This is a genomic window from Faecalibacterium prausnitzii (genome assembly GCF_003287405.1).
GTDB classification, from domain to species: Bacteria; Bacillota; Clostridia; order Oscillospirales; family Ruminococcaceae; genus Faecalibacterium; species Faecalibacterium intestinale.
Window position 1 is genome coordinate 122,213 of sequence record NZ_PRLD01000003.1, and the last position, 17,837, is coordinate 140,049.

Annotated in this window: 16 protein-coding genes; 7 read left to right on the forward strand and 9 right to left on the reverse strand. The window is 62.6% G+C overall.

The genetic code is table 11. From position 1 onward, the window contains the following. The first annotated feature begins 52 nt into the window (after positions 1-52). The 5 genes from C4N24_RS04245 (at position 53) to C4N24_RS04265 (ending at position 7,359) form a co-directional block, all read left to right on the forward strand. Positions 53-1,135 carry an FtsW/RodA/SpoVE family cell cycle protein gene (locus tag C4N24_RS04245; protein WP_112090549.1) on the forward strand — a complete coding sequence of 361 codons (1,083 nt, stop codon included), beginning with the start codon at positions 53-55 and terminating at the stop codon, positions 1,133-1,135. Positions 1,136-1,314: 179 nt separating this feature from the next. Beyond that, on the forward strand, positions 1,315-2,646 hold the full coding sequence (locus C4N24_RS04250; RefSeq protein ID WP_112090443.1) for a UDP-N-acetylglucosamine 1-carboxyvinyltransferase: 1,332 nt from the start codon (positions 1,315-1,317) through the stop codon (positions 2,644-2,646). Positions 2,647-2,732: 86 nt separating this feature from the next. Further along, positions 2,733-3,908 (forward strand): cell division protein FtsZ, encoded by a 1,176-nt coding sequence (gene ftsZ / locus C4N24_RS04255; RefSeq protein ID WP_112090444.1) that lies wholly within the window; start codon positions 2,733-2,735, stop codon positions 3,906-3,908. 79 nt (positions 3,909-3,987) lie between these two features. Next, a complete protein-coding gene (locus tag C4N24_RS04260; protein ID WP_112090445.1) occupies positions 3,988-4,545 on the forward strand; it encodes a hypothetical protein in 558 nt (185 codons plus the stop codon). Positions 4,546-4,995: 450 nt separating this feature from the next. After that, the gene (locus C4N24_RS04265) at positions 4,996-7,359 is read left to right on the forward strand and encodes a diguanylate cyclase (RefSeq protein WP_112090446.1); all 2,364 of its coding nucleotides are present in this window, start codon (positions 4,996-4,998) and stop codon (positions 7,357-7,359) included. Between the two features lie 43 nt (positions 7,360-7,402). On the opposite strand, the gene C4N24_RS04270 is transcribed toward C4N24_RS04265, so the two are convergent. The 9 genes from C4N24_RS04270 to C4N24_RS04310 form a co-directional block, all read right to left on the reverse strand. Continuing rightward, positions 7,403-7,990 (reverse strand): hydrolase, encoded by a 588-nt coding sequence (locus C4N24_RS04270; protein WP_112090447.1) that lies wholly within the window; start codon positions 7,988-7,990, stop codon positions 7,403-7,405. Next, on the reverse strand, positions 7,987-8,208 hold the full coding sequence (locus C4N24_RS04275; protein ID WP_112090448.1) for a YdbC family protein: 222 nt from the start codon (positions 8,206-8,208) through the stop codon (positions 7,987-7,989). The genes C4N24_RS04270 and C4N24_RS04275 overlap by 4 nt, the downstream gene beginning before the upstream one ends. A gap of 101 nt (positions 8,209-8,309) precedes the next feature. Beyond that, the gene (locus C4N24_RS04280; protein WP_112090449.1) at positions 8,310-8,711 is read right to left on the reverse strand and encodes a hypothetical protein; all 402 of its coding nucleotides are present in this window, start codon (positions 8,709-8,711) and stop codon (positions 8,310-8,312) included. A 41-nt stretch (positions 8,712-8,752) separates the two neighbouring features. Then, positions 8,753-11,557: an AAA family ATPase gene (locus C4N24_RS04285; protein ID WP_112090450.1), complete on the reverse strand. Its 2,805-nt coding sequence runs from the start codon at positions 11,555-11,557 to the stop codon at positions 8,753-8,755. Continuing rightward, positions 11,554-12,696, reverse strand: coding sequence for an exonuclease SbcCD subunit D (locus tag C4N24_RS04290; RefSeq protein WP_112090451.1), 1,143 nt, complete (start codon positions 12,694-12,696; stop codon positions 11,554-11,556). Before C4N24_RS04290 ends, C4N24_RS04285 begins: the two co-directional genes overlap by 4 nt. Before the next feature lie 296 nt (positions 12,697-12,992). Next, positions 12,993-13,463: a peptidoglycan-binding domain-containing protein gene (locus tag C4N24_RS04295; RefSeq protein WP_112090452.1), complete on the reverse strand. Its 471-nt coding sequence runs from the start codon at positions 13,461-13,463 to the stop codon at positions 12,993-12,995. A gap of 49 nt (positions 13,464-13,512) precedes the next feature. Then, on the reverse strand, positions 13,513-14,148 hold the full coding sequence (locus tag C4N24_RS04300; protein WP_112090453.1) for a stage II sporulation protein R: 636 nt from the start codon (positions 14,146-14,148) through the stop codon (positions 13,513-13,515). Positions 14,149-14,264: 116 nt separating this feature from the next. Continuing rightward, positions 14,265-15,626: a PFL family protein gene (locus C4N24_RS04305; RefSeq protein WP_044960914.1), complete on the reverse strand. Its 1,362-nt coding sequence runs from the start codon at positions 15,624-15,626 to the stop codon at positions 14,265-14,267. A gap of 30 nt (positions 15,627-15,656) precedes the next feature. Further along, positions 15,657-15,926, reverse strand: coding sequence for an ACT domain-containing protein (locus C4N24_RS04310; protein ID WP_005928182.1), 270 nt, complete (start codon positions 15,924-15,926; stop codon positions 15,657-15,659). Between the two features lie 238 nt (positions 15,927-16,164). On the opposite strand from C4N24_RS04310, the gene C4N24_RS04320 reads away from it, so the two are divergent. Both C4N24_RS04320 and C4N24_RS04325 read left to right on the forward strand, forming a co-directional pair. After that, positions 16,165-16,644, forward strand: coding sequence for an Lrp/AsnC family transcriptional regulator (locus C4N24_RS04320; RefSeq protein ID WP_015536725.1), 480 nt, complete (start codon positions 16,165-16,167; stop codon positions 16,642-16,644). Continuing rightward, positions 16,644-17,828, forward strand: coding sequence for a pyridoxal phosphate-dependent aminotransferase (locus tag C4N24_RS04325; RefSeq protein ID WP_097784963.1), 1,185 nt, complete (start codon positions 16,644-16,646; stop codon positions 17,826-17,828). Before C4N24_RS04320 ends, C4N24_RS04325 begins: the two co-directional genes overlap by 1 nt. The last annotated feature ends 9 nt before the right edge of the window (positions 17,829-17,837 follow it).

Sequence of the window (17,837 nt, forward strand, 5' to 3'; positions counted from 1 at the left end):
GGGATTGCACAGAACTGCTGCCCGCAAAGGGCTGCTGCGGCCGCTGCCGCCCATGGACCTGCCCTTTCTGGTGCTGGTGCTCACGCTGGTAGCCTTTGGGCTGGTGATGCTGTGCAGCGCCAGCAGCGCGGTGGCACTGTACCGGCGGCAGGACGCCTTTGCCTATGTGCGGCCGCAGCTGCTGTACGCCGCCATGGGTCTGGCGGCGATGTGGATGGCCAGCCGGGTGGACTACCACATCTATCACAAACTGGCGTGGCCGCTGCTGGCGCTCTCGCTGGTGCTGCTGACGGCGGTGCTGTTCATGCCGGAGTATAACGGCTGTAAGCGCTGGCTGGTGCTGCCGGGGCTGGGCACATTACAGCCCAGCGAGATCGCCAAATTTGCGGTGGTGCTGGTATTTGCCCATATCATCGCCCTGAACCACGACCGCATGGGCAGCTTTGCGGTGGGGGTAGTACCCTTTGCGCTGGTGCTGGGGGTGGTGGCGGTACTCATGCTGCTGGAACCCCACCTTTCCGGCACGGTGCTGATCTTGAGTATCGGCGCGGTGCTCATGTTCGTGGGCGGCACCGGGCTGCGGTGGTTCATGCTGGCGGGGGCGGGCGGCGCTGCCGCCATTGGCACAGCCATCGTGCTCATGCCGGAGCTGGTGCCCTATGCCGCCGACCGGCTCAACTCTTGGCTCGACCCCTTTGCCGACCCGCTGGGCGATGGACACCAGACCATCCAGAGCCTATATGCCATCGGCTCCGGCGGGGCGGCAGGGCTGGGGCTGGGCAACAGCCGTCAGAAACATCTGTTCGTGCCCGAGCCGCAGAACGACTTCATCTTTTCCATCCTCTGCGAGGAACTGGGCTTTCTGGGCGCGTGTGCGGTCATTCTGCTGTTCAGTGCGCTGCTGTGGCGGGGCATCACGCTGGCGGCGCACGCGCCGGACCGCTTCGGGGCACTGCTGGTGGTGGGTTTTGTGGTGCAGGTGGCGCTGCAGGCGGTGCTGAATATTGCGGTAGTTACTAACACCATCCCAAACACCGGCATCAGCCTGCCCTTTTTCTCCTCCGGCGGCACCAGCCTGATGATGCTTCTGGGCGAGATGGGCATCGTGCTCTCCGTCTCCCGGGGCGAAAGCTGATATAGACCGGCATTTCCAGCCGTAAAGGGGAAATATCGGTGCAGGAAAGCCGAAAAAAGCGGACAAATGACCGGACAAATCCCGCAGACAGCGGGAAAGCCGTTTCCGGTGCATTTCTTTGACCAAAGACCCTCGTTTTGCATACCATGGGGTATCTTTTGCAGAACGGGGGTCTTGGCATGGCTGGGGATTGGATCATTACGGGCGGACGGCCTTTGCAGGGCAGGGTGGAAGTGCCTGCGGCCAAAAACAGTGTGCTGCCGTTGCTGGCAGCAGCACTGCTGTGCAGCGGGCCGGTGCGGCTGCAAAATGTGCCGCGCCTGACCGACGTGGAGGACTGTCTTGCCCTGCTGCGGGGCGTGGGCTGCACAGCAGGCTGGCAGGGCGCAGCGCTGGCGGTGCAGGGGCAGCCCATGCGCACCGACCTTGCACCGGAGGCCGCAGGCCGGATGCGGGCGTCTATCCTGTTCTGCGCCCCGCTGCTGGCGCGGCTGGGGCGGGTGAACACTGTACTGCCCGGGGGCTGCCGCATCGGGGCAAGGCCCATCGATCTGCATTTGCAGGGGCTGGCGCAGATGGGCGTGCGGCAGCTGCCCGCAGCGCCCGGACAGCTTACGCTTTACGCCCCGGCGGGGCTGCGGGGCGCGGAGATCTGTCTAGCTTTCCCCAGCGTGGGCGCAACCGAAACGCTGCTGCTGGCCGCTGCTACGGCGCAGGGGCAGACCGTGCTGCATGGTGCCGCAAAGGAACCGGAGATCGTGGATCTTGCCGCCTTCCTCAACGCCTGCGGCGGCTGCGTGGAGGGTGCGGGCACCGACACCATCCGGGTGCAGGGAAGGCGCTGCCTTGCGGGCTGCACCTTTGCGCCGATGGCAGACCGCATCATCGCCTCTACGCTGGCCTGTGCGGCGGCGGCAGCCGGAGGGCGGGTGGAGCTGGCAGGCTGTGCGCCCGGGCTGTATGCGCCGCTGCTGGAAATTCTGGAACAAATGGGCTGCACCGTAGAGCGGGCACACGATGCTGCCGCCATTTCACGGTTCGGGGCGCTGCGCGGCGCGGGAAATGTGCACACCGCACCCTATCCCGGTCTTGCCACGGACGCCGCCCCGCTGCTGGCGGCGGTGATGCTCTGCGCACAGGGCGAAAGCAGCCTGCAGGACAGGGTGTTTGAAAACCGTTTTGCCTGTGCCGGGGGCTTTGCGGCGCTGGGGGCTAACGTCCGGGTGGCAGAGCGCACGTTGTATGTGCAGCCTGCCGGGGCGCTGCACGGGGCAAAGCTGACCGCACCGGACCTGCGGGGCGGGGCGGCGCTGGTGGTTGCAGCGCTGGCTGCCCGGGGCAGCAGCCGCCTTGACGGGGTGGAGCTTGTCCGGCGCGGCTATGCGGAGCTTGACCGGCTTTTGGCGGGGCTGGGCGCACAGATTTGGCAGGAAATACCCGCCCGGAGTGGGCTTGCGAAAAAAACACCCACGAAAAAGCAATTTTGTCTTGCAATCGGTGCAAAAAAATGATACGATACAGTTATATAAATATCGTATGATAATTTCTGTGCGGCATTTGCGCAGTTCCACATAAAAATCCGATGGAGGACAAAGTTATGGCATTGATGCTCGACGAAGAACTGGACGAAAACGTTACGACGATCAAAGTGATCGGTGTAGGCGGCGGCGGCGGCAACGCCGTGAACCGCATGGTGAGCGACGGCCTGCAGGGCGTGGAGTTCATCGCCATGAATACCGACCAGCAGGCACTGGCCAAGAACCATGCCTCGGTCAAGGTGCAGCTGGGTTCCAAGCTGACCAAGGGACGCGGTGCGGGTGCAGACCCGGAGATCGGCCAGCGCGCCGCTGAAGAAAGCAAGGACGAGATCGCCAATGCCCTCAAGGGCTCCCAGATGGTCTTTATCACCGCCGGTATGGGCGGCGGCACCGGCACCGGTGCAGCACCCGTTGTGGCCGAGGTGGCACACGACTTGGGCATCCTGACTGTTGGCATCGTTACCAAGCCCTTCTCCTTTGAGGGCAAGCGCAAGATGGGTCTGGCCGAGCAGGGCATTGCCAACCTGTTGATGCACGTTGACAGCCTGATCGTCATCCCCAACGAGCGCCTGAAGATGATCAGCCAGGAAAAGATCACCCTGATGAACGCCTTCCAGGCCGCCGATAACGTGCTGCGTCAGGGCGTTGAGTCCATCTCTGCCCTGATCAATGTGCCCGCCTTCATCAATCTGGACTTTGCCGACGTGCGCTCCATCATGAAGGATGCCGGCTACGCCCACATGGGCGTGGGCAGCGCCAAGGGTGCCGGCAAGGCCGAGAACGCCGCCAAGGCTGCAATCTCCAGCCCGCTGCTGGAGACCAGCATTGCCGGTGCACACGGCGTTATCATCAACATCACTTCCAGCCCGGACATCGGTCTGGAGGACGTGGAGACCGCCGCAGGTCTTATCACCCAGAGCGCACATCCCGATGCAAACATCATCTGGGGTACTGCATTTGATGAGAACCTGTCCGATGAGATGCGCGTGACCGTTGTGGCCACCGGTTTCGACAACAAGAGCGCCAGCGACCTGCGCAACAGCATCAACAACGCCATGGGCGGTGCACAGTCTGTGCCGTCTGCGGTGTTCAGCAGCGACACCGGTGCAGCCGCAGCCCCGGCAGGCAATACCGCCCCGGCTGCTGCTCCGGCTGAAAAGAAGGCCGTGGAGGAGGAAAGCAGCGACAACCGTTACTACGACGAGCTGCTGGCCATCCTGAACAAGCGAAAGTAATTACAGGCTACAATGGGGCTGGCAGCTGCGCCCATGCGGTCAGCGCCGGTTCCATGTAAGGTGTGCATGGGAGGGCATCATGGTGCAGACAGAGCGGGAGACCGGTGCCTTGCGCGGACAATTTGCCCGGCAGGTCACTGTACAGGCATCTGCCGCAGCTCAGGCGGAAAGCGCTCGGGCGCAGGCAGAGCAGCTGAGCCGCAAGCTGGCTGCGGCACGCGCCGAGGTGCGCCGGTATCAGACCCGGATGTTCGCCTTTGAGCGCACTCTGCTTGCCCTCAAGCACGATAATGCAGAGCTGGAGACCGCCTGCGAGCAGGCATGGGAGCAGCTGGAGCTGGCCAACGCCCGGGCAGAAAAGGCTGAAGCCGCCTGCCGCAGAGCCGAAGCTGCCCTTGCAGCCATACAGCAGACTGCCCCGGAAACACCCGCACAGCCGGACACAATCCCCGAGACTGTGCCGCAGTGCGAAGCGGTGGAGGAACAGCCTGCGCCGGAAACGGAAGCACTGCTCTGCGCCCCGGAACAGGCACTGCCCCCGGAGCCAGCACAGTCTGCATGGCAGCCGGAGACTCGGCTGGAGCAGATGGCCGCGGAGCTGATGGGTTGGTTCGATGCCATGATGCCCCAAGAGTGAACCTAGAAAGGACTGTTGCGTGTTTTGCGCAGCAGTCCTTTTTCTTTCAGAGTGGAACGATTTAAAATGCGCTCCGCTTTGCTTTGCGCATCATCAGCGGAAATAAGGTTTATATTTCGCGGTTGCCGCGCTCTGCGGAGCGCGGCAACCGCATTTTCACAGGAAGGGCTGTAACGACAAACGGCTTGCTTTCGAACAACGTTTGCAAAGGGTACTGTAAAAATTGGATTGCATTTATACAGCCGGGAATGAGAACGTTTGCAGAAAATACCGGAAAATGGCAGAAATGTTGCACGCAGCCTTGCATTTTGCTGTAAAATCCAGTAAAGTATAAATGAATGTAAAAAAAGCGGATGCCGGGCGTAAGTCCGCTGCATCCGGTCAGTGCAAGCAGCGTACCCGGAACAAAGCCGGGGCAGAAGGATGCACCGCAAAAGGAGAGACATGGCCATGAACGAGAAACCGAAGATCCTGATCACGGATGATTCCGAGATCAACCGTGCCCTGCTCAAGGAGATACTGGGCGATGGCTATGACTATCTGGAAGCCGAGGACGGCGCAGCGGCAGTGGAGCTGATGCGGCAGCGCACGGATATCTCTCTGCTGCTGCTGGATCTGATGATGCCGGGCATGGACGGCTTTGACGTGCTGCGGGTGATGAAGTACCACGCATGGCTGGACGAGATCCCGGTCATCGTCATTTCGGCGACAGAGGACACCGCCAACATCGAGCGCGCCTACGATCTGGGCGTAACGGATTATATCCGCCGTCCCTTCGAGCGGATCATGGTGCTGCGCCGGGTGAAGAATGTTCTCATGCTGTACGCTAAGCAAAAGCGGCTCACCCGCCTTGTCACTGATCAGGTGTACGAAAAAGAGCACAACAGCGTGCTGATGATCAGCATCCTGAGCCATGTGGTGGAGTTCCGCAACAGCGAAAGCGGGCTTCATGTCCTGCACATCCGTACCCTGACCGACCTGCTTTTGCACCGGCTGGTGCAAAAGACCGACCGCTATCAGCTGGACGAAAGCGATATCGCCCGCATCAGCACGGCCTCGGCGCTGCATGATATCGGCAAGATCGTCATCCCGGAGGAGATCCTGAACAAGCCCGGACGCCTGACCGCCGAAGAGTTTGCCATCATCAAGAACCATACTGTGGCGGGTGCGCAGATGCTGCAGGATCTGGGACAGGCTATTGCGCAGGACGAGCCGCTTTTGCAGGTGGCGCACGCTATCTGCCGCTGGCACCACGAGCGCTGGGACGGCAATGGCTACCCCGACCGGCTGAAAGGGGACGAGATCCCTATTGCGGCGCAGGTGGTGGCGCTGGCAGACGTGTACGACGCCCTGACCAGCGAGCGCTGCTATAAGCACGCTTACGACCACGACACCGCGCTGCGCATGATATTGAACGGCGAGTGCGGTGCCTTCAACCCGCTGCTGCTGGATTGCCTGCAGGAGTCCTCGGAGCAGCTGCGTGCCGAGCTGAACCTCTCGGAGTGGGACCGGGGCTTCCGGCAGGAGAGCCACCGCCTTTCCGAGGAGATCCTGCACCGGGAGGCGCTGCCCCGGGAGAACCACTCCCAGCTGCTGCTGGAACAGGAAAAGGAACGCACGGATTTCTACGCCGCCCAGTGCGGCGGCATCCGGTTCGACTACGACCTGCTGGCTGGCAGCGTGACGGTGTATGACTACCACGCCGAGCCGATGCAGCAAAAAACGGTAACGGATTTTGCACAGGGCAGGGGACTTGGCTTTTTGAACGAGCAGGATCGGCGCAAGCTTTCCAAGGCCATAAGCCGCGCCACGCCGGAAGCGCCGGACGTGGTGCTGCCGGTCATGGTGCAGCGGGATGGGAAGCCGCACCTGCACCGGATGGCGCTGCATACTATCTGGAGCGGTGCCGGGGTGCGCCGCTGCGTGAACGTGCTGGGTCAGCTCACCGACGAGCAGCACCGCGTGGAGCATCAGGCCGAACTGCTGACCGCACTTGACCCGGAAGAGGACCCTGCCCACTTCCTGCGGCGGCTGCAGGGCATCTTTGACGTGGTGCGTCTGGTAGACCCGGGGCACCGCAAGGTGCTTACGCTGGACAGTGACGGCATCCTGACTGAAAAGCCCGGCCACTGCCACATGGTATGGAACCGGGATACCCGGTGCGAGAACTGCATCTCGGCCAAAGCATACGCCCGCAAGACCATCCTGAATAAGATCGAGTTCAAGGACGAGGAAGCCTACTTTGTCATCTCCAAGTACATCGAGGTAGGCGGCAGGGGCTGTATGCTGGAAATGGTCACCCGGCTGACGGACGGCCGCTGGCTGGACATGGGCGGCCACCGGCTGCTGCTGGACCGCTGCGACGGAATGGAGCGCAGCGCCTTCGTAGACCCTCTGACCGGGGCCTACACCCGCCGCTATTTTGATAAGTTCCTTGCCAGCGGCGAGATGAGCGGCGGCGTGGCGATGATCGACGTGGATCAGTTCAAGGCGGTCAACGACAGCTTTGGGCATCTGGTGGGAGATGAAGCACTGAAAACGGTGGCGGAAGCCATGCAGAACTGCCTGCGCCAGACCGATATCCTGATCCGCTACGGCGGCGATGAATTTTTGCTGCTGATGCCCCAGAACTGCCCTGACGGCGTAGAAAGCGTTATCCGGCGGGTGCAGAACGCTGTGCAGGCGGCACGGGTGCCCAGCCACCCGGAGCTCCGGCTTTCGGTAAGCATTGGCGGGGTATGCGACGTGCAGCCCCTGACCGAAGCCATCCGTCAGGCGGACGTCCGGATGTACCGCAATAAAGAAAACGGATAACAAAAAGCGTTGCACAAAACACTGTGCAACGCTTTTTTGTTCTCTAGCGCATATTACTGGTGCGATGCTCCATCAGGTAGGTAGCCTGCAGGTCTGCGATGTGCAGCTTGACCGCCAGCGGGTACTTGTCGTAGGCTTCCGAGATGGCAAAGCAGCCGCCCCGGGCAGCATCATCAAAGCCGCCCATGTGCCAGCGGATGGCAACTGCTTCTTCCACCTTCAGCTTCATGAACCGCTCGATGAGGAACACGCTCTTTTCGCCGTGACCGTAGGGGAAAAGGTCGTCCACACTGTAAAAAGGCGCTTTCTCCCACTGTCCGGTGGCTTCATTCTTCACGTTGCGGGTGCCCAGCTTGTAGTAGTTGGCCTTGCACAGATCGTGCAGCAGGGCACAGATGGCGTAGCTCTCCTCGCTTTCACCCTCGGTAAAAAAGCTGTCGTGCAGCGCATGGTAGACGTTCAGGCTGTGCATACACAGCCCGCCCTCACAGGCCCCGTGAAAACGGGTGGATGCCGGTGCGGTGAAAAAATCCGTCTTTTTGTCCAGCCAGTCCAGCAGCTTTTCGCTGCCCGGACGGGTGACGTGCTGCTGCCAGATGTCCAGAAACTCTGCGCGGTCGCCCCCGCTCACAGCTCCATATCCTCCAGAATGCCCTTGAGGATGGCCAGCTCGTCGTGGCTCAGGGAGATACCCTTGCCCATGCGGGTGCCGTCCGGGGACCAGTCGCGGATGTCGTACTTGGGCTCGCCGTCGTTCCAGCTGATAAGGTTCAGCTGACGCTCCCAGCTGCGGGGGCGCTGGCTCAGCACGGCTACACGCTGGACAACTTCGTATTTGATCTCTGCCATATTGCAAAACCTGCCTTTATGTTTGTATGCTACCATAATAAGGGAAGTGCGGCGAGATTTCAACAGGTAAACTGAAATATTTTAAAAAATTTTTGTTACGCTCAACCGTAAGGGGCATCCTCGCGCCATTCCACCAGCTCCAAAACGGCGGCGGTGTTCTCGTCCGGGGCAGGGTGACGGCTGTGCAGCTTTTGCTTTGTACTGAACAGCCCGGGCGCGTAGTGCGCCATCACGCTGGTCTGCACGTCCCCGGCCAGAAAGGCGGCGGCGTTTTTCTGGCGGCAGGCCACGGGGGTGCCGTCTGTCATGGGGACGCCGGGCTTTTCCGGCTGCGGCAGTTCCGGCGGGGGCAGCTGGGTGCCGGGTGCGTCCGGCGCAGCCGGGGGCTGCAGGGGCATACTGCCCAGCGGCGGGGCATTGCGGGTGCTGTTTGCCTGCGGGGCGGCAGCGGTGCCGGGCTGGTTTTCCAGTTCGTGTCGGATGAAGGGCTCCAGAGAGTTCATCAAAATCACCTCCGCCCCTAGTGTGCCCCGCCAGAAGCGTTTTACACCCGCAGCTCTACGGTGGAGCCGCCGGTGCGGGCTTTGTGCACCACCACCTGCCGGTCGATGCGGTCCTTCAGCGCCCCCACATGGGAGATGATGCCCACCAGCCGGTCGCCCTCGGTCAGGCCGGAAAGCACCCGGATGGCAAGCTCCAGCGATTCCTCGTCCAGCGAGCCGAAGCCCTCGTCCAGGAACAAAGTATCCAGCCGGATGCCCCCGGCGCTGCTCTGTACCTCGTCCGAAAGGCCAAGCGCCAGCGCCAGCGAAGCCTTGAAGCTCTCGCCGCCGGAAAGGGTCTTTACGCTGCGGCGGGTGCCGTTGTAGTGGTCGATAACGCCAAGGTCCAGCCCGGACTGGCTGCGCTGGTTCTCTGCACCGATGCGCTCCAGCTCGTACTGCCCGGCGGTCATCTGCATCAGCCGGGTGTTGGCGTAGCGCAGAATGCGGTCCAGATAGTTCATCTGGATGTAGGCTTCCAGTTTGATCTTTTGCTTGCTGGTCAAAGTGCCGCCCGCTGTGGCAGCCAGCGCGCTGACCCACTGCCACCGGCTTTCCAGCGTCTGCCGCGCTTCGGCGGCAGCGCGGTACTGCGCCGCCGTTTTGCGGTTGGGCAGCAATTGTGCCGAAAGCTGCTTTTCCCGGCTGCGCAAAGTCTCCCGCGCGGCGGTCAGCGCGGTCTGCTGTGCGGTAAGTTCCTCGGCGCTGCGGGCGGGCAGCTCCTTTTGGGCGGCGGTTTGCTGTGCGGTCAGTGCCTCCACAGCGGCCTCGGCGGCGGCAACGGCCTGCTCGGCCTGCTTCAGGCGGCGCTGTGCCGTGTCCATGCCGGTGCGCAGGGCACTGCGGTCGGCTTCCAGCTTGTCCAGTGCCGCCTGCGCGTCCGCGCGCCGGGGGTAGGGCAGGGCGGCGCGCCGCTCTGCGATCTGCCCTTCCAATGCGTCTGCGCTGGCATTCTGGGCGGCGGCGCTGCGGTCAGCTTCGGCAGCGGCCTGTTCCAGCGCCGGGCGCTGGCGGGTCTTGTTTTGCCGGTCAGCTTCCAGCTGCGCCTTGCGGCGGCAGTCAGCTTCGGCCTGTCGGCACTGTGTGGCGCAGTCGGCCTGTGCCGTCTGCAAAGCGGCGGTTTCCTCGGCCAGAACGTTGGTCATCAGGGCAAAGGTGAGGGGCACCGTGCCCTCCGGGGCGGTAAAGCGCTCCGGCAGCAGGGTCTCGGCGTCCCGCCGGAGAGAGATTTTTGCTTCGTTGGCAGCGGCAAGGGCGCTCTGGGCGGCAGCGCTGGCAGTCTGTGCCTGCCGGTCAGCCGCGGCAGCAGCCTGCCGTGCAGCTTCCACCTGCGCCTGCGTGGGCGCGGTATGGGGCAGCAGGGCGCGGGCAGGGTGATGGGTACTGCCGCACACCGGGCAGGGTGCGCCCTCGGTCAGGCTCTCGGCCAGCAGTCCGGCCTGTGCGTCCAAGAATGCCCGTTCCAGCGTATTCTGCCGGGTGCGGGCTTCATCCTGTGCGGCGGCAGCGGCGCGGTAGCTCTCCTGCGCCTTGTGGGCGCGTTTGGCCTGATGCTGGCATTCCGCAAGGCGCTGTTCCAGCTTTGCCAGCGCTTCGCCGCGCTGTGCCAGCTGGGTGCTGCGGGTTTGCAGCGCCAGCAGCCGGGTGTCCGCGTCTGCCAGTGCGGAAAGTTCAGTCTCAGCGGCGGCAAGGGCAGCGTTCAGGCTGTCCAGCTGGGTGCGCCGCTTGTGCGCCTGTGCTGCCGCCAGCCGGGCGGCGTCCCGCGCTTCGGTCTGCTGGCGGCAGAGGGCGTCCAGCGCGTCATAGGCCGCAAGGGCGCTCTGCGCCTGCGTCACCTGCGCGGTGAGGGCATCCAGCTGCGCAGCGTCCCCGGCGTGGCGGTCGGCTTCGGCGCGGGCGGCGTCCAGTGCGGGCCTTGCGGCGGCAAGCTCTGCCTGCCGGGCGGTCAGCTGCTGCGCCAGCCGCTGTGCCTGTGCGGCTGCACCCAGCTGCCGCTGCACCGTGTCCAGCTGTGCTTCGGTGGTTTGCAGGGCGGTGCCGGCTTCTTCCAGCGCTGCCGCCTGCCGTGCGGTCAGGGCGTCCAGTAAAGTAAGCGCCGTTTCCGGCACGGTCTGGGCGCACAGGACGCGCAGCGCTTCGGCATCCGGGTCGTCTGGAGCAAATTGCAGCCCGCCCAGCAGGCTGTCCAGCTTGGCGTTCTGGGCGGTGCGCTGCTGGTTCAGCGCGGCGGCTTCTGCCTGCAAACGCTCCTGCAGTTGGGCATAGCGCTGGGTGCGGAACAGCTTGCGGAAGATGCGGCTGCGCTCCTCCGTAGAAGCGTTGAGCAGCTTTGTGAACTGCCCCTGCGCGATGAGCACGATCTGGGAAAACTGGTTGTAGTCCAGCCCAATGATCTCCTGCACGGCGGCGGTCACGTCCTTTGCCTTGGTCACCGGCGGGCGGTCGTCCGGGTAGGTCAGGGTGGCATCCGCCTTTTCGGTGGTCATGCCCTCGCCCCGGGCCTTGGGGCGCTGGTACTCCGGGTTGCGGCGCACCATGTAGCGCACGCCGTGCACCTCAAATTCCAGCTCCACAAAGGTGGGGGTTTTGTCATCCGCGTACTTGCAGCGCAGCATGGAGCCCTCCCGGATGCCGCTGCTGGAATGATCGTACAGCGCATAGGTGATGGCGTCAAAAAGGGTGGTCTTGCCCGCACCGGTGTCGCCGGTAATGAGGTACAGCCCGCCTTTGCCCAGCTTTTCAAGGTCAAGGGTAGTCTGGGCGGCATAGGGGCCAAAGGCCGAAAGGGTCAGTCGCAGCGGTCTCATACAGTGTCGCCCTCCTTCCAGATCTCCTCGATCAGCGCTTGGCAGAACGCCGTCTGCTCGGCGGTCAGGGGCTGGTTATTCTGCAGCTGGTAGAAGGCTGCCAGATGCTCCAGCGGGGAAATGCTCTCGGTGCGCTCCGGGGCGCTGATCTCCTGCTGCTGGCGGGTGCGCTGGTTATCGTAGTCCAGCTGCATCAGGTTGGGGTAGATGACCCGCAGCCGCGCCAGCGCATCCGGCACATCCTGCTCGTCGGTCAGGGTGATGTGCAGGTAATCGTCCACGGCGGTGCCCTCGTAGCGGCTGCGGTCGGTCAGTTCCATGTAGCTGCCCCGCAGCCCGCGCAGGTCGTGCCGGGGGGTCAGGGGCGCGGTGGTGATGTGCACCTCGCTCTTTACGCCCAGCTCCACAAAGGTGGCGCTTTTGTGCTGCCCCGCCTCCGAGAAGGAATATTTCAGCGGCGTGCCGCAGTAGCGCAAGGCCTCCCGCCCCACCTTCTGCGGGCTGTGCAGATGCCCCAGCGCCACATAGTCAAAGGCATCAAACAGGGCGGCGTCCACGCTGTCCACCCCGCCCACCGAGGGCTCCTCGCTCTCGCAGGCGGCAGCACCCGCCACGAACTGGTGCGCCACCAGCACGCTGCGGTGGCCGGGGTCCGGGGTGCAGTGCCGCAGCACACAGGCAAGGGCATCATTGTAGCTTTCAATAGGCTCGTCCGGCCAGACGTGCCGCACCATGGCGGGCTTCAAAAAGGGCAGTAAGTACACATCCACCGTGCCGTGGGCATCCTGCAGGGGGATGGGCTGCGGCGCACCGGTGAACACCGGGCTGACGTAGACCCGGCTGTCGGCCAGCAGGGCAGAGCCAAAGGCCACCCGGTCGGCAGAATCGTGGTTGCCGCTGATGGCGAACACCGGCAGCTTCCGCGCTGCCAGCTGGGTTAAAAACCAGTCCAGCAGCCGCACCGCTTCGGCAGGGGGAACGGGCTTGTCGTAAAGGTCGCCTGCCAGCAGCACGCCGTCCACAGGGGTCTCATCTAGCAGGGCTAGAATTTGTTCCAGAATATACCGCTGATCTTCCAGCATGGAAAACTCGCACACCCGCTTGCCCAGATGCAGGTCGGACAAATGCAGAAAACGCAAACAGGAACACCGCCTTTCAAAAAACGCTTTGCCCTATTATAACGCAGCCGCCGCTGCGGGCGCAACGGCGCAAAACAGAAAAAGCACCTGCAATGTCTGGAAACAATGCAGGTGCTCTTGCCTTTAGCGGGCTCGCCCTCTCCGTCTGCTCACTGCGTTCGCATCCACCTCTCCCAAAGGGAGAGGCCTTGGCAAAGAGATGAACTTTGCGTGGATTGCCAAGGGCTCCCACTTTGGGGGAGCTGGCATCGCGTAGCGATGACTGAGAGGGCGAGGACGCTGACCTTGCCAAGCAATCAGAACATCTTTTCCCAAGTGGCGTAGCCCACGCTGCCGTCTGCCGTCAGACCGTTGCGCCGCTGGAACCGCTGCACGGCGGCAGCGGTGGCTGCACCGTATTTTCCGTCATCCTTCAGCCGCTCGCCCAGAGAGTTGAGCTTTTGCTGCACCAGACGCACCGTACCGCCGGAAGCGCCGGTGTGCAGCACGATGCCGGGATATGGAACCTTCAGCCCGTGCTTTGCGGTGTAGCGGGTGTAGAGCACGTTCCATGTGTTCTGCCCCACTTTGCCGTCCATGTTCATCTTGTTCTTCAACTGGAACTCCTGCACGGCACGCTGGGTGCCGACGCCGAATTTACCGTCCGCCTTCAGCGCATCGTACCATGTGCACTCATCGCGTACGCCGTTGAGCCACGTCTGTACAAGTGCCACGTCCGGCCCGGAGGAGCCGCGCTGGAGCAGGGAATAATAACCGGGAATCGCCATAGAGGGATCCCTCCTTTCCCTCCATGCTATGCTCCGGCGGGATGCGGCGTCACCCCGCCAGCAGCACCGTCTGCCGCCGGGCGGTCAGCCGGTGCGCCCAGTCCACCAGCCGGAACCGCAGAATGTACTGCCCGCAGACAAGATCGTTTTCCGCAGGCAGGGCGTAGCCGCCCTGCGCAAAGCTGCACAGCCCCGGGTACAGCACACACCACCAGTTGCGCCCGCCGCCGCTGCCGATGTCGATGCGCACCGCATCGTACCGCCCGGCAGGCAGCTGACCGGTGGGGTAGCGCCGGGCGGGAAAGTACATATTCACGAGATACACCCGCACCGGGGCGCGGATGCCCTGCGCGGCCAGCGCCCGCTGCGCCGCCAGCTGAAACTGCAAAAGCTGCCCTGCAACCCACGCCCGCGCCTCCGGTGCACTTTGCGCCGGGCACTGCTGCATCACGGAAAGCACCGCGTCCCGCACCCGGAGCTTGGCGCTCTGGTCAGCCACGGCATCGCTGGCTGCCCGGATGTGCAGCCGCAGGGTGTCGGCGCACAGCGCTGCCCCGGCATCCAGCTGGGTGCGCCCCCAGTACAGCCCCTGCAAAGCGCCGCACAGCACAAAGCCCGCCAGCAAGCTGGCGCACAGCAGCCGCATCTGCCGGACAGAAAGCGGTTTTGAAAACCAGCGAACCATAAAAAACAGACCCTTCTTCTGGAAATGATAACCAGAGGATGGGTCTGCTGCGGCGGAATTATACAGAAAAATAAACCCTCTCAGTCATTGCTGGGCAATGACTGAGAGGGTTCGTATCAGTTCTTCAACGACTGCATGGGAGCGGGCAGGCGGCCGCCGCGGTTGATGAACACCGAGGGGTCGTGGCTGTTCACCGGCATGATGGGACCGTAGCCCAGCAGACCGCCGAAGTCCAGCACCTCACCGGCCTTGCGGCCGATGGCGGGGATCACGCGCACGGCGGTGGTCTTGCTGTTCACCATGCCGATTGCGGCTTCGTCCGCGATCAGAGCACTGATGACGGCAGGGGTGGTGTCGCCGGGGATGATGACCATATCGATGCCCACAGAGCAGACGGCGGTCATGGCTTCCAGCTTTTCAATGGTCAGGCAGCCGATCTCGGCAGCGTGGATCATACCGGCATCCTCGCTGACCGGGATAAAGGCACCGGACAGGCCGCCAACGTGGTTGGAGGCCATCACGCCGCCCTTCTTCACGGCATCGTTCAGCAGGGCAAGGCAGGCGGTGGTGCCGCAGCAGCCGCAAGTCTCCAGACCCATCTCCTCCAGAATGTTGGCCACGCTGTCGCCGATGGCCGGAGTGGGAGCCAGCGAAAGGTCGATGATACCGGCGGGCACGCCCAGTGCCTTGGAGGCAAGGTTTGCCACCAGCTGACCTACGCGGGTGATCTTGAAGGCGGTGCGCTTGACCAGTTCTGCCACCTCGTCGATGGGGGCATCCTTGGGCAGGCGTGCCAGCGCGGCACGCACAGCACCCGGGCCGGAAACGCCCACATGGATCTCGCAGTCCGGCTCGCCGGGGCCGTGGAAAGCACCGGCCATGAAGGGGTTATCCTCCGGTGCGTTGCAGAACACCACCAGCTTGGCAGCGCCGATGCACTGACGGTCGGCGGTCAGCTCGCTGGCCTTCTTCACGGCTTCGCCCATCAGCTTGATGGCGTCCATGTTCAGACCGGCCTTGGTGGCGCCGATGTTCACCGAGCTGCACACGATGTCGGTCTCGGCCAGTGCGCGTGGGATGGACTCGATCAGGCGGCGGTCACCGGCAGAAAAGCCCTTGTGCACCAGTGCGCTGTAACCGCCCACAAAGTTGACGCCCACCTTTTTGCCGGCGGCGTCCAGCGTTTTTGCAAAGTCCACGGGGTCTGCCTCCGGGCAGGCACCCAGCAGCATGGCAATAGGGGTGACGCTGATGCGCTTGTTGATAATGGGAATACCGTACTCGGCGCTGATGTGCTCCACGGTGGAGACAAGATTCGCAGCCTTGGTGGTGATCTTGTTGTAGATGTTCTCGCAGGCCTTTTTGGGGTCCGGGTCGATGCAGTCCAGCAGGCTGATGCCCATGGTCACGGTGCGCACGTCCAGATTGTCCTGCGTGAACATCTCGATGGTCTCCAGGATATCCCCGGTGTTAAACATACTCATAGCGGTTGCGGGCTCCTTTCCGGCTCAGATGGTGTGCATGGCGTCAAAAACTTCCTGACGGGTCACGTTGATCTGCATCCCCATCTCGGCGGCAAGCGCATCGGTGCGCTTGTGCAGCTGGTCGTGGTCAACATTGCAGTTGGAAAGGTCCACCAGCATGATCATGGCAAACATCCCCTGCAGGATGCTCTGGGTCACATCCTCGATATTGATGTTCAACTCGGTGCACAGACCGGCCACCTTTGCGACAACGCCCACGGTATCGTGTCCAATGACGGTAATGAAAGCTTTCATGGTTTCCACCCTCGTTTTCCTTATAGTGATTGGTGCCGCCAAAGACCCGGCACACGCTTACCCTTCCAGTATAGCAGATTTAGCAAATTTTGAACACACTTTTTGTAAAAAAGAGCAGAATACAGGGGTAAAAGACATTCTATATAAAAATCAAGTGCAATCTGCCGGGGCTTGTGCTATACTTATACATAATTTCCCGTGGATTTCCGTGTAGAGGGTTGATAAGGAGTATATGACAATGGAACAGCTTTTGAAGATTCTGGAAAACAACGCCCGGCTGCCCGTGGAGGACATTGCCACCATGCTGAACAAATCCCCCGCCGAGGTGGCGGCGATGATGGACCTTGCCCGGGCACAGGGCATCATCAAGGGCTACAAGACCCTTGTGGACTGGGAAAAGGCCAAGGTGAACCGCGTGGAGGCGGTCATCGAGCTGAACGTCAGCCCCAAAAAGAGCCGCGGCTTTGACGAGATCGCTGCCACCATTGCCGCCTTTGACGAGGTGGAGAGCGTGCTGCTGATGAGCGGCGGGTACGACCTGCAGCTGGTGATCAAGGGTCAGACCTTCCAGGAGATCGCCCTGTTTGTGGCAAAGCGGCTCTCGCCGCTGGACGATGTGCTGTCCACCGCCACCCATTTTGTGCTGCGCACCTACAAAAAAGAGGGGCGGCTGTATCAGGATGAAGAAATTGATGAAAGAGAGTGCACGGTGCTGTGATGGATTATGATAAACTGATCGCGCCTGCCGCCAAGGCCATGCGCCCCTCCGGCATCCGCAAATTTTTCGATCTGGCTGCCGAAATGCCCGAGTGCATCAGCCTTGGCGTGGGCGAGCCGGACTTCAAGACCCCATGGGCTGTGCGCGAAGCCGGCATCGACAGCCTTGAGCACGGCCGCACCCGCTATACCTCCAACGCCGGCTTAAAGGAGCTGCGCGCCGAGATCAGCCGGTATCTGGAGCGGCGCATGGGTCTGCGCTACGACCCCATGCGGCAGATCTTAGTGACCGTAGGCGGCAGCGAAGCCATTGATATGTGCATCCGCACGCTGGTCAAGCCCGGGGACGAGGTGATCATCCCGGAGCCCTGCTTTGTGTGCTACGAGCCCATTACCACCCTGTCCGGCGGCGTGCCGGTGCACGTTGCCTGCCGTCAGGAGGACGAGTTCCGTCTGCGTGCCGATGCGCTGAAGGCTGCCATCACCCCCAAGACCAAGCTGGTCATCATGCCCTTCCCCAACAACCCCACCGGTGCGGTGATGGAGCGGGAAGATCTGGAAGCGGTGGCCGAGGTGCTGCGCGGCACCGATATCATGGTGCTGTCCGACGAGATCTACGCCGAGCTGAACTACGGCCTGCGGCCGCACGTTTCCATTGCCACCCTGCCCGGCATGGCAGAGCGCACCATCGTGGTGAACGGCTTTTCCAAGAGCTACGCCATGACCGGCTGGCGGCTGGGCTACGCCTGCGGCCCGGAGGCGGTCATTAAAATCATGACCAAGATCCACCAGAGCGCCATCATGAGCGCTCCCACCACCAGCCAGTACGCCGCCATCACCGCCCTGAAGGAGTGTGACGGCGAGATCGACCGGATGCGGGACGAGTACAATATGCGCCGCCGCTTGGTGGTGCGCAGTTTCAACGACATGGGCTTGACCTGCTTTGAGCCCCGGGGTGCATTCTACGCCTTCCCCTGCATCAAGAGCACTGGCATGAGCAGTCAGGAGTTCTGCACAAAGCTTTTGGAGCAAAAGCACGTTGCCATCATCCCCGGCGATGCCTTTGGCGCTTCCGGTGAGGGCTACTGCCGCGTTTCCTACGCGTACAGCGTGGAGCACCTGACCGAAGCGCTGAAGCGCATCCGGGAATTTCTGGTGGAAAACAACATTTACCACGGCAACTGAGGAGGAACA